The sequence below is a fragment of the Chryseobacterium sp. RU33C genome (assembly GCF_900156015.1).
GTDB classification, from domain to species: Bacteria; Bacteroidota; Bacteroidia; order Flavobacteriales; family Weeksellaceae; genus Chryseobacterium; species Chryseobacterium candidae.
The window spans coordinates 1-25,450 of the sequence record NZ_FTMT01000017.1; the positions used below are offsets into that span (position 1 = coordinate 1).

At 36.6% G+C, this 25,450-nt stretch carries 15 protein-coding genes, 1 tRNA gene and 1 pseudogene; 8 read left to right on the forward strand and 9 right to left on the reverse strand.

Features of this window, described 5'->3' with window-relative positions; genetic code table 11:
• Positions 1-1,082 precede the first annotated feature (1,082 nt).
• The 7 genes from BW946_RS14320 to BW946_RS14350 all read right to left on the reverse strand — a co-directional run bounded on the left by BW946_RS14320 (position 1,083) and on the right by BW946_RS14350 (position 13,325).
• Positions 1,083-1,409 carry a VanZ family protein gene (locus BW946_RS14320; protein WP_076596928.1) on the reverse strand — a complete coding sequence of 109 codons (327 nt, stop codon included), beginning with the start codon at positions 1,407-1,409 and terminating at the stop codon, positions 1,083-1,085.
• Positions 1,410-1,434: 25 nt separating this feature from the next.
• Positions 1,435-1,812, reverse strand: a complete 378-nt coding sequence (gene gcvH, locus BW946_RS14325) for a glycine cleavage system protein GcvH (protein ID WP_034695881.1) — start codon at positions 1,810-1,812, stop codon at positions 1,435-1,437.
• 107 nt (positions 1,813-1,919) lie between these two features.
• Positions 1,920-8,951, reverse strand: a complete 7,032-nt coding sequence (gene sprA / locus BW946_RS14330) for a T9SS outer membrane translocon Sov/SprA (RefSeq protein ID WP_076596832.1) — start codon at positions 8,949-8,951, stop codon at positions 1,920-1,922.
• A 57-nt stretch (positions 8,952-9,008) separates the two neighbouring features.
• Positions 9,009-9,593, reverse strand: a complete 585-nt coding sequence (ruvA, locus tag BW946_RS14335) for a Holliday junction branch migration protein RuvA (protein ID WP_076596833.1) — start codon at positions 9,591-9,593, stop codon at positions 9,009-9,011.
• A 226-nt stretch (positions 9,594-9,819) separates the two neighbouring features.
• Positions 9,820-12,108, reverse strand: coding sequence for an NADP-dependent malic enzyme (locus BW946_RS14340; RefSeq protein WP_076596834.1), 2,289 nt, complete (start codon positions 12,106-12,108; stop codon positions 9,820-9,822).
• 16 nt (positions 12,109-12,124) lie between these two features.
• A complete protein-coding gene (locus BW946_RS14345; protein ID WP_076596835.1) occupies positions 12,125-12,976 on the reverse strand; it encodes an ATPase in 852 nt (283 codons plus the stop codon).
• Positions 12,977-13,061: 85 nt separating this feature from the next.
• Positions 13,062-13,325, reverse strand: coding sequence for a hypothetical protein (locus BW946_RS14350; protein ID WP_076596836.1), 264 nt, complete (start codon positions 13,323-13,325; stop codon positions 13,062-13,064).
• Between the two features lie 362 nt (positions 13,326-13,687).
• Here BW946_RS14350 and BW946_RS14355 point away from each other — a divergent pair, with 362 nt between their 5' ends.
• The 8 genes and pseudogenes from BW946_RS14355 to BW946_RS21700 form a co-directional block, all read left to right on the forward strand.
• The gene (locus BW946_RS14355) at positions 13,688-14,146 is read left to right on the forward strand and encodes a GtrA family protein (RefSeq protein ID WP_076596837.1); all 459 of its coding nucleotides are present in this window, start codon (positions 13,688-13,690) and stop codon (positions 14,144-14,146) included.
• Between the two features lie 3 nt (positions 14,147-14,149).
• On the forward strand, positions 14,150-14,887 hold the full coding sequence (locus tag BW946_RS14360; RefSeq protein ID WP_083688885.1) for a lysophospholipid acyltransferase family protein: 738 nt from the start codon (positions 14,150-14,152) through the stop codon (positions 14,885-14,887).
• Between the two features lie 30 nt (positions 14,888-14,917).
• Positions 14,918-16,363 (forward strand): MFS transporter, encoded by a 1,446-nt coding sequence (locus tag BW946_RS14365; RefSeq protein WP_076596838.1) that lies wholly within the window; start codon positions 14,918-14,920, stop codon positions 16,361-16,363.
• Between the two features lie 94 nt (positions 16,364-16,457).
• Positions 16,458-17,417, forward strand: a complete 960-nt coding sequence (locus tag BW946_RS14370) for a DUF3810 domain-containing protein (protein ID WP_317043157.1) — start codon at positions 16,458-16,460, stop codon at positions 17,415-17,417.
• A 770-nt stretch (positions 17,418-18,187) separates the two neighbouring features.
• Positions 18,188-19,702 carry a thioredoxin domain-containing protein gene (locus BW946_RS14375; protein WP_076596840.1) on the forward strand — a complete coding sequence of 505 codons (1,515 nt, stop codon included), beginning with the start codon at positions 18,188-18,190 and terminating at the stop codon, positions 19,700-19,702.
• Between the two features lie 191 nt (positions 19,703-19,893).
• On the forward strand, positions 19,894-22,089 hold the full coding sequence (locus BW946_RS14380; RefSeq protein WP_076596841.1) for a peptidase domain-containing ABC transporter: 2,196 nt from the start codon (positions 19,894-19,896) through the stop codon (positions 22,087-22,089).
• A gap of 163 nt (positions 22,090-22,252) precedes the next feature.
• A complete protein-coding gene (locus tag BW946_RS14385) occupies positions 22,253-23,551 on the forward strand; it encodes an HlyD family secretion protein (protein WP_076596842.1) in 1,299 nt (432 codons plus the stop codon).
• Positions 23,552-23,793: 242 nt separating this feature from the next.
• Positions 23,794-23,889: pseudogene (locus tag BW946_RS21700) on the forward strand (DDE transposase); the annotation flags it as partial.
• 110 nt (positions 23,890-23,999) lie between these two features.
• On the opposite strand, the gene BW946_RS14390 reads toward BW946_RS21700, so the two are convergent.
• Positions 24,000-24,073: transfer RNA gene (locus BW946_RS14390), tRNA-Met, on the reverse strand.
• A 44-nt stretch (positions 24,074-24,117) separates the two neighbouring features.
• Positions 24,118-25,410: a TlpA family protein disulfide reductase gene (locus BW946_RS14395; protein WP_076596843.1), complete on the reverse strand. Its 1,293-nt coding sequence runs from the start codon at positions 25,408-25,410 to the stop codon at positions 24,118-24,120.
• Positions 25,411-25,450 lie beyond the last annotated feature (40 nt).

The following is a 25,450-nucleotide window of genomic DNA, read 5'->3' on the forward strand; positions in this document are numbered from 1 at the left end:
TTTTGAAGTAATATCGTTTATGCCCACCTAAAGGCTCTTCTGCGCTACTGATTCTCTCTCGTTTTCAGTGGGGCAAAGATAATAACTTATTACAACGCAAAACAAGTTTAGTTAACATAAATTTTACCGTTTCGTAATATTTAAACCTAAACAGCTGGATAGCAGGGAGAAAAATTTTAAACATTTGTTTGGAAGATCAGGTGGGTGGGTTGGAGGGTGGGAGCGTTGGAGGCTGGGAGACCCTTCGACTTCGCTCAGGGTGACAGAAGATGAGTTTAAGAGTAAGGAGTAAAGATATAGGATGCAGGATGGCGGGATTCGGGATATGAGATGTGGTTTTTTTGCGGTGTGGAAGATCAAATAAGGTATCTATAATAATAAGGTGCAGGTTGGAATTGAATTCAAATGGAGGGAGTATCTTTATTAAATGGGATTCATTAGACTAAGCTCAGGATTTTAGCCCACTCCTATTGAATAGTTATAATGAACCACAGATGACACAGATGGACACAGATAAGATGTTTGCTTTTATATTATATATAGAGTAATAGGATTTAGCTCCTATACCCATAATTAATTAAAATGCTTAGCCTCAGCTCTGCAGGACACGGCTAATACTAACTGCTAAAAAAAGTCTTAGATATTATCCTGTCATATTACTTCCTTTAAGGACTATCGTAAAGAAGTTGGGATTCCTGCAAAATGACACAATAGGAATAGGGATTCTTACTCATTACCCCGAAACCCACAACATTCATCATCCATCATCCATCATTTATCATTTATCATTTATAACTCCTCCCCTAGCCCTGATAGAAATGGTTACCCCGCAGCTTGCGTGGGAGAGTCGGTGGGTCGGAACGTGGGAGAACCTTCGACTTCGCTCAGGGCGACAGCCTGGGAGAGCGCTGGCGCGAGGAATAGGAATGGAGAGCAGGAAAAAGCTCCTAAAAAAAAAAGTTCGAGAGTAAGAGAGTAAGAGAGTAAGAGAGTGAGAGGGTTGAAGATAAAAGAGGGTAAGACGCCTGGTGATGGAAGAATAAAAAAAGAAATAGGAAATAGTGAGAGTGTTGAAAGGTGCTTTAAAAGAAACGTTTGATTAATAACTTATAGGTATAGTATCCTAATAAGCATCCAATGGTATCTGCTACGATATCCAGTGTTTCCATAGATCTGCCCAATCCCATTTCTTCCTGCAGGATTTCGGTAAGGAACGCATAGAGAAGGATGATCTGAAAAAAGTATGAGAATTTTATTTTGGGAAATGCGGCAATGAAAGAGAAACCCAAGGCTGCAAATATACTAAGATGCAATACCTTGTCAATACCGCTGAACATGAACCAGTATTCATGATTCTCTTCTCCTGGTTTGAGAAGCATATAAGTAAGAAATGCCCAATAAATGGGCAGTATCTTACTAAATATTTTTGAAATCTTATCCAATGATCGCTTTGTAATCATCCGCAGAAAGTAATTCTGACTGGTCTGCCCCATCAGCAATTTCCAATTTGATGATCCATCCGTCTCCATAAGGATCTGTATTTAACAGTTCAGGCTGATCTTCTAATTCTGAATTAAACTCGATAACCTTTCCTGCGATAGGTAAGAACAGATCCGAAACAGTTTTTACTGCTTCTACACTTCCGAAAACGTCTCCTCCATTAAGATCATCATCTACAGTATCTACATCAACGTAAACGATGTCTCCAAGTTCTCCTTGTGCGAAGTCTGTAATACCGATTGTAGCTACATTACCTTCGATCTTGATCCATTCGTGATCTTTCGTGTACTTTAATTCTGATGGTGTATTCATTTTTAAATTTTTATTTTGTACAAATGTATTCAAAAATATAGTAGCTTCAAATATCGGATATAAAAAAAGTCCTTCAAAACTGAAGGACTTTTATGTTTGTATTATTTTTAGAATCCACCTCCGGAATCTCCGAATGTAAATGTGGCTGAAATACCTGCTCTTACTGTAGACAGCGGGAATGCTGTGGAGATCTTGTATTTTGAGGTCATCTGTTCGTAGAACACTCTCAGATTCAGATTCTCGGAAACATTGTAGTCTGCTGAAAGTTTAATGTTCATCAATCTTTGTCCTCCGGTAACCTGTGCATCATTTAGCAGAATATTCATAATAGATGTTTTACTGTCTCTTAATGAAATATCTCCTCTGATGTTAAGGTCACTTCCTTTTCCTCTTGTTCCTCTTCCCCGGATATTGGCTGTTCCTAATCTGAAGTTTCGGACAATATATCCAAGCCTTACTACATATTCTGTATTGGCATCTTCGGTAAGCGTCTGGTTGACTAATCCCAGTACCATCATTCTGGTTTTGTTATACTGTATCCCGAACTGCATATTGTTTCTCATGGTAACATCTATCCCGAAAAGCGGTGAGAATGATTCTACATATCCAACCTGTGCGAATGTATACGGGTTAATCTTATCCCCTCCATCTTTGATCACATTACCTGCATTATCTACTGTCTGATAATATCCGTTCGGGTTACCGTGATAATCTACGTTACTCTGAATACCTGTTGCCGTATAGGTGGCGGTATAGGCATGTAAGATATCAAACTTCGTGAACTGCCCGCTGATCATCGGGATATTTTTCAATCCGGAATAGGTAATTCTCCAGTTTGGTAACGGGAATCCTGATTTTTTAGGATTGCCCATAGGCGTCACTGATTTTCCTTCCATCGCTGCTCTAAAGGCAGGAATCAATACATAGGCATTTCCAATGCTGTAATGCTTAGCAAATCCGTTGTTATCCAATACTGCTCCCGGATCTCCCAGTTGTTGAGAAAGCGCTCTCGCATTTTCTCTGATCGCCTGGTAAACTGCCTGCCCATCTTTAAATGATGTGCTAAGAAGCATCGTCGTATTGGAATACGTTGTCATCTCACTAGCAAATGTAAAGTCAGGATCAGAAACCCCACCATTGATATAGTTAAATCCTGTATGTGAGAAGTTACTGTTAAAGGTATGCAACACATTAAGATCTACTCTTAAATCGTTCATTGGCATCACCTGTAGGTCGGCTCTCAATTCTTTGGTCGACATTCTTACATAAGGATCTGTCATGTATTTAGAATCACTCACCCATCCGTTTTCCATTACTGTTCTTCTGATGTCAGCCTGTGATCCTAAAAGGAATCCTAGAGTTGGGCCACCCAATGTCTGTCCGTATCCATACCAGTTTGGCGCTGATATTAATCCCGGAAGTACTGTTCCATTCGTTTCGTTATAACTTACGTTTAACTGTTTGAAAGAAGTTAAGAAGAATGCAGCACTTTGGAGTGGAGTAAGCTTATTCTTAAATTTATATTTCTTATATCTGTATCTGTTTTTCTCCCACTGTTTGGCATACACATTATTCAGAGAGTCCATCTCCTGTTTGCGTTTCTGAAGTTTGGCATTTATATTCTTGAAATAGCTAAACTGCCCAAAAAACTTAGGAAGATCTGCTGAAGCTGTTGCCTGAATCACATTGGTATTCTGCCCCACAGATCCTAAACTTGTTGTTTGATTCTTGTTAGGGTCAAAAAATCCAGTCAACGAAGTAGATCTTGCAGCCCAGTTGTAAGTAAATCCATATCCTACTTCTGCATCAATGAAATCCAGATAAGGCAGGTACTGGAACGGCAGTTTATAATTCAGCTGTGCTCTGTGATTATACAATACCGGTCTTCCGGCTCTGAATACATTTCCGAAAATCGATTTGCTGTCCATCGAATTTACATCCAGATTGTCATTCAACGTTCTGGTTGCGGAGTTGATCTCCAGTTTTAATGATTTTGTGAAATTAAACCCTAAACCATACTGCCATCCAAAGAAGAAGTTTCTGTTTCTGATGGCATCGAAATTACTGTTCATATCACCATTAAGGATTGCTTCCACATTTCTGAACTCAAGCTCGTTGTAGTTTCTGTCGATTTCAGTTCTGAAAGAGATTCTTGTAGGAATTGGATTAATATTGAATTCTTTTACCCATCTCAGATACTTTGTCGATTTCGCCGTATCGCTGATCATCTTGTTGAAAGGCTTAAGTACCCACGGTTTAAAGGTGTAGTTATAATCAATATACCCTCTCAGATACTGTCTGTAATTTCTCTTGGTATAGATATCTCTGAAATAGTCATCGTTATATACTGCCGTTACTGAAACGTTTTCAATATCATAAAACTTAGGCTTTTTATTTGGATTTACTCTTTCTTTGTGCATGTTAACCACTCCTATACTTCTCTGCTGGGTATACGTTCTCGCTACTTTTTTCAACTGATCTTTGTTTGGAGCCTTATTGAATTCTACGTCGGTATCCAGAGGATTGTACTTTGGATCTTCAATCGTCTGCGAGTAAGAATAGTTTAAAGGAATTTTCACCCCTGTTTTTTCCGGAAGGAATTTATCTACATTAATCGCAGTATTAATACTGAATGCGGATTGTGTAGACTGTGTTCTTTCTGCCGGTTTTGAATCGATATTTCCAAAACCAACTGATGTATAGGAAGCATTAGCATTCACTGTTGCCAGATCTCCCATGTTAAAGTTTAAGCTGGCATTACCTGCATATCCTCCATCATTCTCAATTTCAGAAAGACGGATTTCGTTTACCCAAAGAACTCTTGTTATGGTAGAGCTTGTTCTTGGATCTGCATTCCTTACCCCAATCATAATGGTGGTAATATTTCCTAAACTTGGTCTCCCTTTAATATAAATATTTTTATAAGGTTCCTGATAGACAAGATCCATTGTTCTATTCGTGATTGCAACACCAGATTTGTCTCTTCTGATTTTAGCATCTACAAAGTTCTGAACATCAAAATCGACCTCATTTTCCATTGGCCAGATCTCCATAGGAGCAGTGGCTGTAGTAGGAGTCATTTTTAAAGATGATTCATACTCATAATAGTTATCTGTAGCATCACTTCCGAAACGAATAAAGAATTTTGTTTTCTCATCAATTCCAGTAATAACATTGGATGGATCGTGAGCGTGTACAAACAGCTTCAGCTTTTTGTACCTTCTCATATCCAATGTTGTATTTTTGAATACTCCTCTTGCCTCAGTTTTAAGCTCTTTCACTTTCATGTAAAGTGACGCCTCATTCTGTCTCTGCGCTCCTGCATTTCCACTCAATACCTGTCTGTCAATTCCCGGAGGCAATACATATGGAGGCTGGTTCAATGCATTTTCTTCAATATTTACACTTCCTATTTCAAAATTAGGATCTGTTACAGTTCCCGTTCCTTCGTCGGAATTCGGAACATTTGCACTGGCAATTTTGCTGGTATATTTTCTCCAGTCTGATCTTACAAGATCCATTGTTCCGAATCTCAACGTAGAGGTCTGATCAAATCCTGCCAGCATTAATCTTGCAAATCTTACATTATTCAATACAGATGGATCCGCTGTCCCTTCAGCTTTATCATAATTCGCCACAGGGATTCTAAACAGGTACCATTTCACATCTGCAGACTGTCCGTTCTGGAATGTTGCTTTTACTGTTTTTACATCTACAATATTATTCGACCCAAGTGACAAACTTGGCTGGTCAAGCTTTATAACATATTGGTTATAGTTTTCAGTCTGATCCAGGTTGTAATCTTTGTTGATATCTTCAGCATCCGGAGTTTGCGAAGCTACATTCAGAGAGTTTGCTTCTGAGTTTCCTTCAGGGTTTCTGAAATATTTATAACGTTCCACCACTGAAGCAGCCTGACTTCCTGTAAATTTATCAGAAAGATAGAATACGAAGTCATCCACTGCAGGGTCAGCAATATTGGTTACCGGGTTTACAAATGTATTTCCGAATCTCATCGCTTCCTGATCAGAAGTAAGACCATCATATCCGGCATCCTGTACTTTTCTATCCTCTCCTTCTGTAGAGAATGCATATAAGATTGGCGGCTGTTTTGGCTGTACTCCCCAGTTTGAGTTGGTTGTAGAAGATGGTGTACCTGGCGTTGGAAGCCCGTTTTCATACTGCATTTTTCCATCTTTCAATACATCTTCTGAAACGTTTCCTAAGTGAAGTAAAAGTTTTGGATCAGTACCCAGGGTTTTACCATCTGCGTAAGGGTCCATCATCCAGAATTCAACGTATTCAATGTTTGAAGTAACAAAGTTCGGAACGCTGATTGATCTCATAATTCCCGCCCATCTGCTTTGCGCCTGCTCTGTTAAAGGGTTAACATTATAAGGTCCTTTTTCTTTAGGGAAATAAGAGATATCAAAAGTATTGGTGAAAGTTTGTTCTCCTGCTACGAAATCTCTGTTATTATAAATCTCTGAATATTGTACTCTTCTGGAAGCGTGATTGGATACAGACTGCGGTGTAATTCCTGCAGGTGCTTTTCCTCCGACACCCCAGAATCTAGGGTCAATATTATACCATGTTAATAGTCCTCTTCCATATCCGCTTGTTAGATCATCATTGCCAGGTACTGTGTTAAATGGCGGTAATTTATTTTTTTCCGGTTTTGAAGCAAGGCTCCATGCTGCCGGTTCTTTTAATGATATTTTAGAAGTGGTTTGTTCAAAATCATCAATGTAAGACTGATTATTTGTCCCTTTATTCAAGCCAGGTAATAAGTATGCAGCTTCCATCTTGAAGTTTAAGTTGGATGGAGCTTCGGTTTTTACCATCGGAAGTTTATTGGTAAGTCTTGTCAGATAAGGAGCCTGATTGTTGTACATCAGGTTGATCCCTGCCATGGTATTGTTTACCGCTTCCTGCCCGAAGTTTACTTTCTGAGTTAATGGAGATTCTGAGTAATTGATCACCGTTCCTCCTAAGATAAAGTTTTCACTAAATCTTCTTTCTAAATTTAATCCTAAGAATCTTTTTCTTTGGGTATTAAATGTCAATTGGTTTTCCAGTGAAATATTGATTGCCTGTCCGGACTGTTTTACATTTTCATTAATGATCGTAACTGTACCAAGCATATAGTCTACCGTATAGTCTACACCTTCTGTAAGCTGTACTCCATTTGCAGCTACTTTTACTGATCCCTGAGGAACGTTTACTGCACCTAAAGATATACCCTGACCCTGAACACCTTTATAACGGCCTTCCATGGTATACCTCTGTGAAAGGTTACTGGCGGACGCTTGTAGTTTTTGTTTGGTATAAAGATCCTGAAAAACATATTGAGGATCACTTGTCCCTAATTTTGACTCCAGATACTTACCGAAAGGCTGCACTTTGGTAAAGATAACTCTTCCTGTTTCAGGTCTGATAGTAATCCCATTAACAAAGTCGAAAATACCATCTCCTTTGCTTCCGTCTTTATTATTCTGTATATCGCCGTTCATATTCAGACGGTCCCAATTGAATAATTTCAGTAAATTCTGATCTTTTACAGAAGTGTCCGGAAGATAGTTTACTTTACCTCCTGTTTTTGGATCTCTGTAATATACGTTAAGGATAAAGCCATCCGGAGATACCTGTCCCGCATCCATAGAATAGATATTTTTCATCATCAGATCCCACATCGGAGACTGAGTGTTCACTTTATTATTTACTCTCAATACCTTGGTGACCAGTACAGGGCTTTCTTCAGAAAATTCTCCTACTTTGTATACTTTATTACTGCCGTTAACCGTATAAGAGTAGGAAACGGCTAAAAGCTGCTGGTCATTAAGTTTCTGATTCAATGAAATATATCCCAACTGCGGCTGGTAGGTAAATTCATTACTGTTCAGCTTTCTGGCTTTTGTATTGTAAATGAATTGTTCTCCGTTATCGTAAGGAACGGGATCCCCAGGAAGCACCTGCCCCTGGAAAATAGTTCCATAGTTCTTACCTGCTTCTCTTGTTCCGGCTATTTTTGATACTTCATCATATAATCCGTTCAGTGAGTTATCCGGCAGCGTTACTCCGCCGGGGCCTTCGCCCAGATCCCTGATCCCAATGATACTTTTCTGGTAAGCCAGGTTACTGTTTCCCTGATCCAATACCCAGACTTCCATTCTGGTAATATTGATCGTGGAATTGATCTGCGGATAATTAAGCAGGGCATCATCATATTTGTTCAGGAAATAATGTCCTATAAAAAAGTGCTGGTTTTCTTCATAGTCAATGGCATTGATTTTAAAATTGTTCATCACACCACCTCCCTGTACTACAATATTACGAGCCTCTCCCTGTTGCTGGGAAAGGACTACCGTTCCAAATGTTTTTCCTAACTGGAATTCTGTTTTTACCCCGAACAGTGATTGTGAACCACGGATAAGGTTGGTTGAAAGCGGCATATTTACATTACCAAATTCAACTCTTTTGATGATTTTATCTTCTCCTCCTTCGTTGGGTTTATCTACATCTCCAAGACCTTTACTCTGAAGATCTTTCCAGCTTCCTTTGGCCTGCCATACAAGGTTCATTCTGTTTTCAAAAGCAAAGCCGCTCTGGGTATCATAATTGGCTTTTAACTGAAGATTTTCCCCTACTTTCCCTAATAATCCAAGCTGAATTCTCTGGTCGATATCAAAGGTAAAACTGGTCCTGTTCTGAGGCAGGATCATTGGGTTATCTATTTTCTGGTAAAGTCCTGCAAAATCCAGCGATGCGTATCCTGAAGGGATAATTTCAATTTTGTTGCCTCCGAAAATCGTCTCAAAAAGTTTGTTATTAATTAACAATGAAGGAATTAACCCCTTCTTCCTTGCATCAGATTTGTCTTTTCTGAAGAGAAGATTATATTTATCGGATTTCTCCTTATAATAAGCTTTTGTCTGGCTGGCGAGCATATATTCTTTATACTCTTCCGGAGACATGGCTGTAGGAGGACCTGTGATGGTATTTCCAATTTTAGGATATACATAGTACATCCCGGTTTTTATGTCGTAATAGGCTTCATACCTCGTAGGGTCGGCCACTTCATATTGTTTTCTTATGATCGCTGTATCTTTCTGTGCCTGTGCAAAAGCACTTACAGACATACACAGGAAAGACAGGAACAAAAATATGTTAAGATGCTTACTATTTGCCACCAAATGTTAAATGTTTTTTAAGATTTGTTTCACCAATTCTTCTACCGAGATGTTTGGATTTTGTTTTATGATTTTATCCGCAATCTTCTCGCTCGTTCGTTTAGGAATGCCTAAAACTTCTAATGCAGATAACGATTCTTCCTTGATTTTATTATCCGCCATCACAGAAATGTTAGCGTTTGGATCACTGTATTTCTGTACTTTATCTTTAAGATCTACGATAATCCTTTCGGCAGTTTTTGCACCAATTCCCTTTGCTTTTTGAATCAATGCACTGTTTCGGGAAAGGATCGCAGAAGCAATCTCATCAAGGCTCAATGTTGACAACAGAATCAATGCTGAAACGGCTCCTACTCCATTAACGCTTATTAACAGATTGAACATTTCTTTTTCTGAACGTGTGTTAAATCCAAAGAGAAGATGAGCATCTTCACGAATGATCTGCTGAATAAATAAAAAGGTCTGCTGATTCAAAACCAGCGTCTGTGAGGTCATCAAACTGATTCCCACGTAGTAACCAACTCCCTGAACATTGATAACAGCGTAAGTAGGCGTAAGTTCTTGAACAGTGCCTTGTAAAGAAAATATCATTATTAATTTTTAAAACTCCCAAATATAGCAATTTAAACTAATTAATGTTTTCATTTGATGTAGGAATGATTTTTAACTTAAATTTTAAATAAGAATTCAAGGAATTAACAGAAAAACAAAAGACTCCAAAATATGGAGTCTTTTTACTATCTGAACACGGTTTACAGTGTCATTTTTTAAATAAGAGAGATGGATTACTGTTTCCAGTTATGCCGCCCATTCTATATTACGATTTCTTTTCTCTTCTTTGGGCATCAAGAACAGCAATAGTAGCAAGGTTCACAATCTCATCAACGCTTGAACGCATCTGAAGTACATGTACCGGCTGCTTCAGTCCCATTAAGATCGGTCCGATTACCTGTGCTACTTTCATTCCTCTCAGAATTTTGTAAGAAAGGTTGGCACTTTCCAGATTCGGGAAGATGAAGGTATTGGCAGGAGTAGTTCCCAATTTAGAGAATGGATAATCGCTCAGATGATCTGCGTCCATAGCAAAATCCGGCTGAATTTCACCATCCACAATCATTTTAGGGAATTTTTCGTGAAGGATATTTACTGCTTTTGCTACTTTTTTAGAAGTTTCAGAAATGGCAGCAAAGTTTTCAAATCCAAGCATTGCAATTCTCGGTTCAATAGCAAAAGATTTTACTGTAAATTCTGCCATTTTAGCAATATTAACAAGATCTTCCGCGGTAGGATTCTGATTGATGGAAGTATCTGCAAAGAAAATAGGTTTCTTTTCAGACAGGATCATCATCATTGCCGCTACTTTATCTACTCCTTTATCTTTTTCGATCACTTCTAAAACAGGACGTAAAACGGAAGTATAGTTTTTAGAGAATCCTATAATAAGTCCATCCGTATCACCATGTTTCAGCATCAAAGGTCCGAAGTAATCTCTCTGGCGTACGTATCTTTTTGCTTTGTACTCGTTCATTCCTTTTCTCTGACGAAGTTTCCAAAGGGTTTCTCTGTATTTCTTTCTGTTTTCTTTCTGATCGTCATCACTTGGATCAATGATTGGAACATCCAGGGTAATTCCGTAACGCTCCATCTGCGCCTTGATGTATTTTTTATCACCCAAAAGGCTTGGATAGGCAATTCCTTCTTCATAAAGAATCTGAGCTGCTTTCAATACATTATATTCTTCAGCATTTCCAAGGGTAATTCTTTTCGGATTGGATTTCGCACGGCTCTGCATCATTCTTACCAACCTCTCATCTCTACCCATTCTGTCTAAAAGCTGGTGTTCGTATTCTTCAAAATCCGTAATGGTTTTTCTGGCCACACCACTTTCAATAGCTGCTTTTGCTACAGCACTTGATACTTTTGTGATCAGTCTGTTATCAAATGGTTTCGGAATGAAATATTCTCTTCCAAACTGAAGATTCTGAACATTGTATGCTAAAATTACAGCTTCCGGCACCGGTTCTTTTGCAAGATCAGCAATGGCGTGTACGGCAGCCAGTTTCATTTCTTCATTAATTGCGGTAGCCTGTACATCCAACGCACCACGGAAAATATAAGGGAATCCTAATACGTTGTTTACCTGATTAGGATAATCACTTCTTCCTGTAGCCATGATCACATCTTTACGGGTTTCAAGAGCAAGATCATAAGCAATTTCCGGATCAGGGTTAGCTAAAGCGAACACAATAGGGTTTTCGTTCATGTTCAACAGCATTTCCGGAGTCATCACGTTTCCTTTTGACAATCCAACAAAAACATCAGATCCTTTTAAAGCATCTTCCAATGTTTCAATATCTGTCTGAGCAATGAAATCTAATTTTTCCGGAGTAAGATTTTCTCTCTTATGGTTGATTACTCCTTTACTGTCACACATCAGTACGTTTTCTTTTTTCAATCCTAATGAAATATAAAGCTTGGTACATGCAATAGCTGCCGCACCCGCTCCGTTGACCACCATTTTCACTTTGGCAATATCTTTATTGGCAATCTGCAGAGCGTTGATCAATGCAGCCGCTGAGATAATGGCTGTTCCATGCTGGTCATCGTGCATCAAAGGAATATTTAATTCCTCTTTCAGTCTTTGTTCTATATAAAAAGCTTCAGGCGCTTTAATATCTTCAAGATTGATCCCACCAAAAGTAGGAGCAATGCCTTTTACGATTTCAATAAATTTGTCCGGATCTTTTTCATCGATCTCAATATCAAAAACGTTGATATCAGCAAAGATCTTAAATAATAGTCCTTTTCCTTCCATTACCGGTTTTGAAGCTTCAGCACCAATGTCTCCCAGACCAAGTACGGCAGTACCGTTAGAAATTACTGCTACCAGGTTTCCTTTTCCCGTATAATCATATACTGTTTCCGGCTTATCATGAATTTCCATACAAGGAACCGCTACTCCCGGAGAGTAAGCCAATGACAGATCTCTTTGAGAAGAGTGTGGCTTTGATGGGATTACTTCAATTTTTCCTTTGGGTTCTGCTTTATGATAATCCAGCGCGGCCTGGCTAAAGTTCTTTTCGTCACGATTGTTGTTACTTGACATAAAATTTTGTTTTTTGTTAAAGTATATATTTAATGTGGTAATCTACTAAGCTTTCAATTGGTTTCTGCACAACATGTCCCACATTTAAATTAAGTTCTGCAGCTACAGAACGTAGTGTATTTTCATAATAATAAGCGATGGAACCGATAAAATTAATCTCGGCGTCATGCGCTTCCTTATAAGGAAGAACCTGATATTCGAAGAAACTTTTCATTTCTTCAAACACCATGTCTTTGAAATAAGGATGGTCTTTTCTTTCGATTACAAATTTGGTAAAATTCGCCAGATATGCGTTGGGCCTTGGAGTATGATACATGTTTTTCAATGCATCTTCAACGGTAAGATGATAATCTGCTTCAAATTCTTTATGAAGATCTGCAGGCAGTTTTTTCATAAAGTATCTGCGTACCAACTGCTTTCCGATAGCACTGCCACTTCCTTCATCTCCGATCAGGAATCCCAGCGAAGGCAATTCTATCTTTACATTTTCACCGTCAAAAAAACAGGAATTAGATCCTGTGCCAAGAATGCACACGATTGCAGGTTTTCCGCTGTACGCTGCATAGGCTGCAGCCATCAGGTCTTCCTTTACTATAATCTCTGCTTTTCCAAAAACCTTTTTCAGCTCTTCTTCTATGGTTTCGCAGTTTTTTTTCACACCGCATCCTGAACCATAAAAAAAGACTTTGGTAATTGAATTCTTAACCGATATCAGATTGCTATTCTTCTGTATTTCAGGAGCGATCAGTTCTCTGTTGATAAAATTCGGATTGAACCCAATTGTTTCTGTTTTCAGAAAAACTTTCTTAAAGTCATCAAGTATTACCCAATCCGATTTAGTAGAACCACTATCTACAATAGCAACCATATTTTAGATTTTAATTTAAGCTTGCTAAATTATGAATTTATCTTCAATTAGCGTTTAAAAACAACCTGGAAGCTGTCTAAAATCATTAATGTTTGATTTGTGTTTTTTTTTCGTTGAATTGCAAAAGCCAGTCTTCTATTTCGTCTTCCAGATAGGAAGTCTGTAATACCATTGCATTGATAAAATCATCAGGTACTGCTTCTCCATTGGAGTTTTCAAGATTCCACAATTCGTTTGACATATTTTCATATTCTGAATACACTCTTTTGAAGCGGGAATTTTCTTTCTCAAGAGCCTCAATATTTTTCTGTTGAAGCTGGAATTTTCTGTATTTGTTTTGACGTTTCATACAAATATTATTATTAATTGGGTCATAAAAAATTGGAGTATATGCTCTTAACCGCGCACTACAAGATAGAAAAACCATCAACACAAAGAGTTGAAAATGAATTTATTATCAGGTCTTAATTACATCATTCTGAATATTAAAATTAGACATATTTTTTATTAAAAAAAATATTTTAACAACTTTTTTCAGTGTTTAACATATAGTTATAAATTTGCATATTCATATTGTGAAGCTATATAACTGTTGGGATTTCAAAACCATTATGAACAGAAGAAATTTTCTAAGATGTTTATCTGGTGAAAGATAAATCAACCCGGCAGGCTGCCCGATATGTACAAAGATTTTAGTTTTATACTTATTAAATGAAAGAAATACTCTTACGCCAGAAACAGGTTTTGTTCTTCATCATTGCAGGAGGGCTGAGTGCCATTGTAGAAATAGGCAGCTTTAAGATTTTCAGCACCTATCTTCCGCACTTCTTTGTAAAGGAGACCAACTTCTATGGAGTACATTATCCTTTAAGTAACATTTTTTCTACGAGCTGCGGGATTATTACCAATTACTTTCTGAGCATCTGGTTTGTATTTGAAAGAGGAAAACATTCCAAGAGAAAAGAGTTTGCTTATTTCATGGTAGTCTCTTTTTTTTCAACAGTACTCAGCTTAGGTTTTTTCCAAATATTTTACAGCTTCATATTTAAAGATAATATCAATTTATTTTTTTATACCTTAAGCCCGGAAATGATTAGTAAAATTGCAGCAATATTGCTGGTTTCCATTCTGAATTATTCGATAAAAAAGAAAGTAATTTTTAACGGTTAAGCTGTGACAAAAATTTTAAATTATCTCTGGAGATTCTGGCTGCTGCTGTTGGCATTTTTTCTGACGGTAAGTATCGGGATTCCGGTTTATATTTTATCCTTTAATAAAAAGCATTATAAATACGGCTATAAACTAGTCAGGGTCTGGTGTTTCGGTATGTTCTACGGAATGGGCTTCAGATATGACCTGATTAAGCTTTCGGAACAGGAAAAAGACAAAAATATCCCTTATGTTTTTATCTCCAACCATACATCCATCATGGATATTATGCTTGTATGCATTTTGTTTCCAGACCACCCGATATGTTTTGTAGGAAAAAAAGAGCTGGTGAAGATTCCTATTTTCGGAACCATATATAAAAGAATATGTGTAATGGTAGACAGAGCAAGTGCAAAAAGCCGTGCAGATGTATACCGCAGATGCGCCGAGAAGATGGAGGAAGGCAACAGTATTGCCATTTTTCCTGAAGGCGGTGTGCCTGACGACACTTCTATTATCCTGGATGATTTTAAGGACGGTGCATTTATGCTGTCTTCAAAACATCATTCTCCTATAGCTGTTTATACCTTTGTGGGACTCAAGGAAATGTTCCCTTTTGAAAACTCAAAAGGCTATCCGGGAAGAGTAAAGGTATACTTCAATGGAATCATTGAGCCTACGGATTCGCCAAAAGACTTAAAGGCAGAGGCTTATGATAAAATAAAAAAAAACTTAATCAGGTATTCCGTTGAAAGGAAATAGCTATATTTGTTTGTGAAATCTATAATAAATATGTCAAATTATTCTAAACAAACCAATTGGGCCCAATTCATTCCGTTGGTTACTGTATTCTTCTTTTGGGGATTTGTAGCAGCCAGTAATGATATTCTGATCCCTGTTTTTCAAAAAGCCTTCAATCTATCCCAAACGGAAAGTATGCTGGTACAGATATGCTTTTATGTAGCGTATACTGTAGGTTCTTTAATTTATATGCTTGTATCAAAGAGCCTTAAACAGGACTTGATTAATAAAATCGGATATAAAAACGGGCTTATTGTGGGGCTTCTGATTTCCGCATTGGGAACGTTATTATTCTATCCTGCCGCCAATATGCATTCTTTCCCTTTAATGATCTCCGGATTATTTATTGTAGGTTTAGGATTCTCTCTCCAGCAGATTGTTGCCAACCCACTTGCTATTGAAGTAGGTCCTACAGAAACAGGATCTCAGAGATTAACAATGGCTGGAGGAATCAACAACTTAGGAACTACCATTGGACCGCTTATTGTTGCATTTGCTATTTTCGGTTCTGCAAGTGCCGCCAATACAGAGGCGAGTATAGAAAGTGTAAAAATACCTTACCTTATATTAGGAGCAGCTTTTGCTTTGGTGGCTTTAATGCTTAAGTTTTCTTCACTTCCCGCAGTAACCCCAACGAATACTGAGAATACCGATGATACAACTCCGGGAGAGCACAGAACTTCGGCTTTCCAGTATCCTCAATTGGTTATGGGAATGATCGCCATTTTCGTCTATGTAGGAGTGGAAGTATCCACAGCGAGTAACCTTCCTGCTTATATGGAAAAAAATCTAGGATTTGAGACAAAAGATGTAGCACCTTATATCTCTTTATACTGGGCCTCCATGATGATTGGCCGTTGGACAGGTGCTGTAGAAGCATTTGACGTAAATGCAGGATTCAAAAAGATATTAAGATTCTTAGCTCCTTATCTTGCGTTCTGTCTATTTTTATTCGTAAACGCTATTGCGAACCACGATCTTTCTCCTTTCTATGTTTATGGATTTATCATCATTGCGATGATTATCTGTGATATCTTAAGTAAAGGAAACCCGGCAAGAATGCTTCTGATCTTCTCTCTGGCAGGGATTACAGCATTGGTTATCGGGATGTTCACTACCGGAATGGTATCTGTGTATGCATTTACGAGTGTGGGTCTTTTCTGTTCTACGCTATGGCCATGTATCTTTGCACTGGCTATCAACGGACTTGGAAAGCACACCAACCAGGGTTCAGGATACCTTATTATGATGATTATGGGTGGAGGTATTGTAAGCTTTATACAAGGTTATATTGCGGATATTACCAATATTCATTTCAGTTATATCGTAGGAGTTATTTGTTTTGCTTATCTTGCATTCTATGCGATCCGTGTAAGTGGGATTCTGAAAGCCCAGGGCATTGATCTGGATAAAGTATCTAAAGGTAATGGTCATTAATATAACAACAAACATATATAAGAAAAAGAGATTTTGGGCAGGTGTATTACTTGCCCAATTTCTTTTGTTTTATGGATTCTCAAAATCCAAAGTAATGATTTCTTTTTTTGAAATTTTTTTTGAACTTCAGAAAGAAGCTCATCAGATACTTTTCAGCTGGATTCCGTTTTCTATTGGAGATTTGATTTATATTATATTGGGAGGCTTTCTTCTATATTATTTAATTTCTATATTCAGGAAGCAGCGAAGAAACAATTCCATGATAAAGCTCCTGATCATCATTAATGTCTTTTATTTCATTTATCAGGTATTCTGGGGAATGCTCTATTTCCAGACTCCTATTATTAAAAAACTTTCGAGCCAGAAAGAACCGGATGTAGAAAAAGCAAGAAAACTGGCTCTTGTTTATCTTGAAAAATGCAAGGCGACACGACAGTTTGTACAGGAAGACAGCAAGGGAGTATTTATCATTACTAACCTCACCTCTATTGAAAAGGAAATTCTGTATCAACAGAAAAAGCTTCCTTCTTATATTTCGGATAAAAAAGCTCCTCAGATCCTGAACATTAAACCTAGTACCTTCAAAAATGTAATGAGTTTTACCGGAATTCTCGGATATTATAATCCTTTTACTGCAGAAGCTCAGTATAACTCTGAATTGCCTCATAGTTTCATTCCTTTCACTACTGCCCATGAAAGCTCTCACCAATTGGGTTTTGCCAGAGAACAGGAGGCCAATTTTGTAGGGTATTTATTAGGTATTCATTCCAGCAATCCGGAATTAAGATACAGTACTGAATTTTTCACTTTAAAAAGTCTTTTAAGATTTATTGCAGAGGAAGATCCTCATTTTGTAAAGAAGATCCTTCATCAGTATTCCCCTGCCATGAAAAGAGACCGTGCTTATGAAAAAAGTTTCGTTCTTCAGCATCAGGGATGGCTGGATGAGTTCTTTGGGTTTACTAATAATCTGTTTCTGAAAAGTAATCAGCAGGAAGGTTCTGTTACCTATTCTTACTTTATTGATCTGCTCTTAAATTACGAAAAAACATAAAAAAAGAATCGTATCAGGCGATACGATTCTAAAAACACAAATGATGAAAAAAAATTTATTACCTTGACTTGTTCCCTCATTCAAGGCGATGTAAAAGTACGACATATTTTATAAATACAAAAACATTTCTATCCTTTTTTAAAACTTTATGAAAAATTTATGATTTTTTAAGTTTTTTTGAGTTCATTTTATCTTGTCACAAATCATACAAAATAGCGGTATCCTATACTCAAAACAAGGTTAAAAGTCGTATAAGCTATGAAAAATTAAAAAAATAAAACATTTGTTTAAATAAAAAACATTTCAATTCCATCCCGTTTTACCTATTTTAAAAATTAGAGTTATCCCCTATATTGTATGAGATATTTCTAAAATTTCAAATTCAAAAAATCAAAATATATCCATCATTTTTTTAACTACTATTAAACCTGTTTTTATTCCAAAATTCGCAAAAGGAAGCTAAAGATATATTTCACCCCCGAAAACTCTCAAATATCATAATATTGAAATCAAAACAAGAGAATCTGTAATTCACATCAAAAAAGGTGGTTCCAGCTTGTAATAATACAAACAAACTCATACTTGGGAGATGAGATAAGACTGCTCATTATTAATATCAGTACTATACTACATCGTAAAACTCTAAATCTAATACAATAAAATACTGAAGATCAAATAAAATCTACCAATACCCGTTCATATCTCACTAATAAAGGAAAATATTTTTTGTATATTTAAAACATCTGTGTATTTTAGATAAAAATATTAATATGATTTTTGACAAACTAATTAACCATTTAAAACTCGATAAACAGGAATTTATCTTCCAGTTCAATTCCCATCCCAATTACCCATCTGCACTGGCATTTAGTGATACTCTGAACTTTATGGGAGTAAAAAATGATGCTTACGAACTAGACAAAGAATATTGGGACGAACTTCCGGAAGAATTTATTGCCATTGTTGAAAATTCATTTTCCCTGGTAAAAAAGTCAGGAAGCAATTATTCAGTATATTCAGAAAAAGCAAAGACCTTTGGTAAAGAAGAACTTTATAATAAGTCAACAGATTTCGTGCTTCTGTTTGAGAAAACAGAAAGTGCAGAAAGCAAACTGGTTTTCAATTTCAAACCGGTACTTTATATCATTTTTGCAGTTGTTCTTGCTTATTCTTTTATTAGCCAAACCATTTACGAAGCTCTATTTAACATTCTTTCATTAGCAGGAGTCTATATTTCTCTTGAAATTTTCAACCAGAAATTCGGAAATACTTCTACTGTGATCGGTAGTATATGTGGAGGCGGAGGTGCAGCAGCAAATCAGACAGCCAACTCATGTGATAAGATTATAAAACAGGATAAAACCAGTATTCTAGGGTTAAAATTTGCAGATTTTTCTCTGATCTATTTCGCAGGGCTTGCGGTATTGGGTCTTTTCTTACCAGCTACAGCGTATATCGTAAAAGGTTTTACATTCGTTTCCGTACTGGCAATAGGATATTCTCTGTATATCCAGGCATTTGTAGAAAAAACATTTTGCAGGGTATGTCTTTTAATTATTTCAATCCTTGCAGGACAAATTGTAATAAGCAGTTTATTTTTTGAGAATCTGTCTTTCAGTGTGGGAACTCTCTTATTAACTGTCATTCTGTGGACTCTTGTATTTTCTGCAGTTATTTATTTCAACACTCTTCTTGAGCAAAAAGAGGCACTGCAAAAATCAAATGCAAAAAATCTCAGATTCAAAAGAAACTATGAACTTTTCAAAAATCAGATGGAACAAAATCCAAAAATAGAATTTCAGGATACTGAAACTTTCGCCGTTGGAAAAAGAGATGCCAAGCTCCGTATTTCTATCGTTTCCAATCCATATTGTGGTTTCTGTAAAGATGCACATAAACTGATGGAAGGTCTTCTGGAAAAATATCCTGATGACATTTCATTGCAGATGAGATTCAATTACAGCCCGGACAGAGCTCCTGAAAAATACACGCAGCTTATTTCAGATTTAACTTATATTTACCATAATAAACCTGAAAAAGAATTTTTACATGCTGTAGAAGAATGGTTTGAGACTAAGGATGAAAGCAAAATCAATGCCCTTTCCGGCGGAAAAATAAACTCAGAAAATCTGAATCCGCTGGTAGAGATGTCTGTAGAAAACAGTAACGCAGGATTAAGCTTTACTCCTATCTTTATCATCAATGGATATCAGTTCCCGGATAAGTATGACCGTGAAGATATATCGTTCTTTATTGATGAATTAATAGAGGATGATGAGATTTAGTAAATAAATCTTCTTCATCTAAAAATTTCACTATCTTAGGAAAAACAAAATAACCATCTGAAAAGATGTAAAAGAATAGAAAAAACGGTGATCAATGGGACTATTTCCAGTTTACCATTTCATTGAATTATAATTGAATTAAAGCAAAAATGTCGTCATTCATTGACGGCATTTTATAATGAGTAGTAGTTTTGAAAAAAAAGTTTCCTTTTTATAAGCAACCAGATACCAAAGACTGTGGTCCTACATGCCTCAGAATCGTAAGTAAGTATTATGGTAAAAGTATATCCCTGCAGCAGATTCGTAACCTTTCCGAAACAACCCGTGAAGGAAGCAGCCTTCTTGGCCTTAGCGATGCCGCAGAAAATCTTGGATTCCGGTCCATGGGAGTCCAGATCGATTTCAATACCCTCGCAGAAGAAGTTCCTTTCCCATGTGTAGCGCATTGGAACAAAAATCATTTTGTTGTTGTATACAAAATCGACAAAAACAACAAAGTATATATTTCAGATCCCAGCTATGGACTGATCACTTATACCAGAGAAGAATTCATCAAATCCTGGATTGGAGAAAATGCCAAAGAAAATACAGAAGAAGGAATTGTCCTGATTCTTGAAACAACTCCTGCATTTTTCCAGACAGAGTTTGATGCTGAAGAAAGTAAGGCCAGCTTTACATTCCTTTCCAAGTATCTTTTCAAGTACAAGACACTAGTTATACAGCTTGCTATAGGACTTTTAGGAGGAAGTTTACTTTCCCTGATATTTCCTTTTCTTACCCAAAGTATTGTAGACGTTGGAATCCAGAACCAGGATATTAATTTTATCTATGTGGTTTTACTTGCACAGATCATGCTTTTTCTGGGAAGAATGGGAATTGAGACAATCCGAAGCTGGATTCTTCTTCACCTTTCAGCAAGAATTAATATTTCGATCATCTCCGATTTCTTTATCAAACTGATGAAACTTCCGATAAGTTTCTTTGATACCAGGATGACAGGAGATATTATGCAGAGAATTAATGATCATCACAGAATTGAACAGCTTCTTACCAGTTCTTCACTGAATACATTATTCTCACTGGTGAATCTTATTATTTTCAGTATTGTATTATTATTTTATGATTACAGACTTTTTATTGTTTATCTTGTAGGAGCTGTATTATATATCGGCTGGATTAGTTTTTTCCTGAAAAAAAGAAAAGAACTTGACTATAAGAGATTCTCTCAGGTATCTCAGGAACAGAGTAAAGTAATTGAGCTTATCAACGGTATGCAGGAAATCAAAATGCATAATGCTGAAAAACAAAAACGATGGGACTGGGAATTTCTACAGGTAAAACTTTTTAAAATCCGGATAAAATCCCTTTCATTAGAACAATGGCAATCTGTGGGAGGAAACTTTATCAATCAGATGAAAGATATTCTGGTGAGTTTTCTTTCTGCTAAACTTGTTTTAAGCGGAAACCTTACTTTGGGGATGATGCTTTCTGTTCAATATATCATTGGACAGTTAAACAGCCCGCTTCTTCAGCTTATCGACTTTATCAAGCAGACTCAGGATGCTAAGATTTCCCTTGAAAGGTTAGGAGAAATTCATGATAAAGATGATGAAGAAGATAAAAATGAACAGTATGCCACAGATGTTCCGAAACAAGATATCGAAATCAAAGATATGTCATTCAGATACATTGGTTCTGATGTCCCGGTTTTTGAAAATTTAAGCCTTACAATTCCTTATCAGCAGACAACAGCTATTGTTGGAGCCAGCGGAAGTGGAAAAACCACTTTATTGAAACTGTTGATGAAATTTTATGATCCTGACCAGGGTGAAATCAGAATCGGAAATACCAATATGAAAAATATTTCTCCAAGGTACTGGAGAGATCATTGCGGTGTAGTAATGCAGGAAGGATATGTTTTCAATGATACCATTGCCAATAATATTGCTGTAGGTGAAGATCATATCGATAAACAAAAACTGAGACGTGCTGTAGAAATCGCCAATATCAAGGATTTTATTGAAAGTCTTCCATTAAGTTATAATACGAAGATTGGAAATGAAGGAGTTGGAGTAAGTGGAGGCCAGAAGCAGAGACTTTTCATTGCAAGAGCAGTTTACAAATCTCCTGAATATATTTTATTTGATGAAGCCACCTCTGCATTGGATGCCAACAATGAGAAAGTAATTATGGAAAATCTTGAACAGTTCTTTAAAGGCAAAACAGCAGTAGTGATTGCCCACAGGCTTTCTACGGTAAGACATGCTGATAAAATCATTGTACTGGATCAGGGGAAAGTGGTAGAAGAAGGAAGTCACGCTGACCTGGTAGATTTAAGAGGAGAATATTACAGACTTGTAAGAAACCAGCTTGAATTAGGAAGTTAATGGTATATGCAAAATTTGAAAGTTTAAATTAAAATTAATAGTGAGAAATCCCAAATACCTACTGACTCAAGTATTTCAGCACTGGAATAGGTATGATGGAGGTTTTTCAATTATTTAAATTACATTCCCCCTGAAAAATGGGTGGAAATTTTACTACAGAACAATGAAAGAAGACGTTTTAGACAATATTGAACTGCGCTCAGAAAGCGTACAGGATATTCTTACCCAGCCACCGCATTGGATGATCCGCTGGGGAAACACTGTAATATTTATTATCCTCCTGTTGATTCTCTTAATGAGCTACATTATAAAATATCCGGAATTTGTACCGGCTCCTATTATTGTGACTTCCCAGAATCCGCCTGAGAAAATAGAAGCTCGAACCAGCTCCAAAATTGAAAAAATATTTATAAAAGATCATCAGCAAGTTAAAAAGAACGATGTTCTCATGGTGATGCAGTCTGCTGCTAATTATAAAGATATTTTAGAGCTTAAAAAACTGGTAGACTCAATCACACCTGATCAATTATATACCTTTCCAATTGCCCAGGCTTCAAGATTTAAACTGGGTGAATTGCAGGGTGAATATAACAGTTTCGCAAAAGCATTTCAGGATGAAGCTCTTTTTACAAGACTACAGCCTTACGCTCCTGAAAACCTCGCCGCCAATCAGAGCATTTCAGAATATAAAATAAGAATTGCTACTTTGAAACAGCAGAAAAGTCTGGAATCTATAAAATATGACCTGACAAAGAAAAACTTCAACAGATCTCAGGAACTATTTAATCAAGGGGTTATTTCAGCAATGGAACTTGAAAACGAAAAGATCAAATATCTTCAGGCTCAGCAAAATCTTGAGAATATTAAAATCTCCATATCACAAATGGATGAAGGAATCTCCAATCTGAATAAAACAAAAAGCGGAACTGCCATTAATACAGAAAAAGACAGAATTACCTACTCTTCACAAACCCTTCAGCTTCTTGAACAGCTTCGAAAATCTCTAAAGCAGTGGGAACTGAACTATCTTGTTATCTCATCCACGGATGGTGTTGCCAGCTTCCAGCAGTTCTTTGGTGAAAATCAGTTTGTAAAGGTAGGTGAACCCATCCTTTCTATTCTTCCTGAAAATAAAGAACAATTAGTGGGCAGAATGTCTGTTCCTACAACAAATTCAGGAAAAATAACTCCGGGTGAAAAAGTTCTGATTAAACTGGATAACTACCGATTCCAGGAATATGGTATCATCGAAGGAAAAGTACAAAACATATCTCTGATTCCTGATGATAAAGGAAATTACTATGTAGATGTAATTTTACCAAAAGGATTAAAAACAAGCTACAACAAGACACTTACATTTGACAAAGAATTGAGAGGCAGCGCAGAAATTGTAACACAGGATCTGCGACTGATTGAAAGATTCTTCTATCAGATCAGAAAGCTGCTTGGATATCAGGTTTAATAAACTTTTATGAAAAATTAAAACCGTTTTACAGATTTGTAAGCGGTTTTTTTATGCCTATATTCTAAAAATTGTTACTCAAAATTTATAAGACAGAAAAGTATACTTATTTACACATTTAATCCCTCATTAAAAGGGTTTTCACTGCTCAGACAGGTTGTCAACTGTTTCTTCAAAGAAAGGTATTAAAAAAGCCACTGCTGAAAAATAATAACCAAGTTTTTTCACGCCTGATCCCTTAATCCTTCAATGCGAAAATAAAAAACTTCAGAATGCAGCTCCGCGGTGTAAAAGACAAAGCATTCTTCTTATTCAGATTAGCTAAACTTTTTGCCTAGTCCCCAACTTTTGCGCTTGATCCCTTTTAAGCTTGATCCTTAAAAGATAAAGTGGCAATTTTTTTAAAAGTAAAAACCGCAATCATTAAATCAATGATTGCGGTTTATTGTAGCGAAGACGGGAATTGAACCCGTGACCTCAGGGTTATGAATCCTGCGCTCTAACCAACTGAGCTACCTCGCCGTTTTGGTGGTGCAAATATAGAAAATATTTCTTTACCTCCAAAATTATTTTAGCTTAAAATATTCTAAAACATCACCAACATGATCTGGTTTACTGATTATCTTATTGTTAGCATCTAAAATAAAATACGTGGGAGTTGCATGAATATTATACAAATCTGTGTAACTACTGTTCCATCCTCTCAATTCGGAATCATTCACCCAAGGAAATGCAGCAATTTTTTGGGTATATGAATTCTTATCCACATCTAAAGACAGCCCTATAATCTGAATATTTTTTGATTTCAGATCATTATATTTTTCCAAAAGTTTAGGAAGTTCACTTTCACAGTGTGAGCATGTAGATGACCAAAAGACAACCACCTTTTTATCTGCTTTAATATCGTGTAATGATTTTGCAGTGGTATTAACGGGTGACTGGAACTTATAATTAGGAAAAACAGCCCCCATTTCAATATTCGCATTGGATTTCAATGTGGAAGCAAGCCTATCAGTGATGGTACATTTAAGATTTTTGGCAAGAGACAGATATTTACTCTTATATTCATCCATCTGATAGACATCAAAAATATCAATCAATTCTGACAATACAGTCTGTCCTCTTGGAGTCTCTACTTTTAAACGATCTAACAACTTATCAACAGAAGCCGTAACATTGGTATTCCCCCCTGAATTCAGATATGCTACCAATACAGGTCTCAATAATGATGAGCTTTCAAGCATATCACCTGATTTATCCAGAAAGTTGATTATTTCTTCCTGATCTGCCTTTTTAGCTGAATCCGGTGAATTGGAAAGAAACTTGCTGTAATTCGTATTATAATAAGCAATAAACGGATGTTGTGCTGCATCAATTGAACCTGAAGTACCGGAAAGTCTTTCAATTTCTGTTTTCAAAGCTTTTCCAAAATCAGTATTGTCTTTGTAATATTCTTTGATCTGTGCTAAAGCCGGCAAAATAAGCTCTTTCTTTTGTGAACCTTCTTGTTGTTTACTCATCAGATTATTGGCTTCATCCAGATATGTAACATCCTTTACTTTACTATTCTGGATATCCAGTTTAATGCTGACATTTTTATTTTCAGAAATAAAGCTTACGGTATTATTAGAACCTGGAAAATAAACTTTCATCATCCCCATATAATGGTTGGGATATTTAAAAGTCCACGTACTATTCTTACTCTGTTCTTTGGTAACAATAATATCTTTTGATCCGTTTAGTGTATATAGAATGGCATCCTGGTCTTTAAAATCTGACGGAGTCTGAATTGTAACAGTAAATTGAGCCTGCAAAGCAAATGCAGCCAAAACCGCTGATAGCGTATAAATCTTTTTCATAGAGTAAAAATAAAAAAACTCTCCGACTAATCAGAGAGTT

Bases quoted from the DNA above. Each gene is read 5' to 3' on its own strand.
- gcvH (WP_034695881.1), bottom strand. From the start codon at position 1,812: ATGAATACACCATCAGAATTAAAGTACACGAAAGATCACGAATGGATC.
- sprA (WP_076596832.1), bottom strand. From the start codon at position 8,951: ATGTCTGTAAGTGCTTTTGCACAGGCACAGAAAGATACAGCGATCATA.
- ruvA (WP_076596833.1), bottom strand. From the start codon at position 9,593: ATGATATTTTCTTTACAAGGCACTGTTCAAGAACTTACGCCTACTTAC.
- BW946_RS14340 (WP_076596834.1), bottom strand. From the start codon at position 12,108: ATGTCAAGTAACAACAATCGTGACGAAAAGAACTTTAGCCAGGCCGCG.
- BW946_RS14345 (WP_076596835.1), bottom strand. From the start codon at position 12,976: ATGGTTGCTATTGTAGATAGTGGTTCTACTAAATCGGATTGGGTAATA.
- BW946_RS14350 (WP_076596836.1), bottom strand. From the start codon at position 13,325: ATGAAACGTCAAAACAAATACAGAAAATTCCAGCTTCAACAGAAAAAT.
- BW946_RS14355 (WP_076596837.1), top strand. From the start codon at position 13,688: ATGAAAGAAATACTCTTACGCCAGAAACAGGTTTTGTTCTTCATCATT.
- BW946_RS14365 (WP_076596838.1), top strand. From the start codon at position 14,918: ATGTCAAATTATTCTAAACAAACCAATTGGGCCCAATTCATTCCGTTG.
- BW946_RS14370 (WP_317043157.1), top strand. From the start codon at position 16,458: ATGATTTCTTTTTTTGAAATTTTTTTTGAACTTCAGAAAGAAGCTCAT.
- BW946_RS14375 (WP_076596840.1), top strand. From the start codon at position 18,188: ATGATTTTTGACAAACTAATTAACCATTTAAAACTCGATAAACAGGAA.
- BW946_RS14385 (WP_076596842.1), top strand. From the start codon at position 22,253: ATGAAAGAAGACGTTTTAGACAATATTGAACTGCGCTCAGAAAGCGTA.
- BW946_RS14395 (WP_076596843.1), bottom strand. From the start codon at position 25,410: ATGAAAAAGATTTATACGCTATCAGCGGTTTTGGCTGCATTTGCTTTG.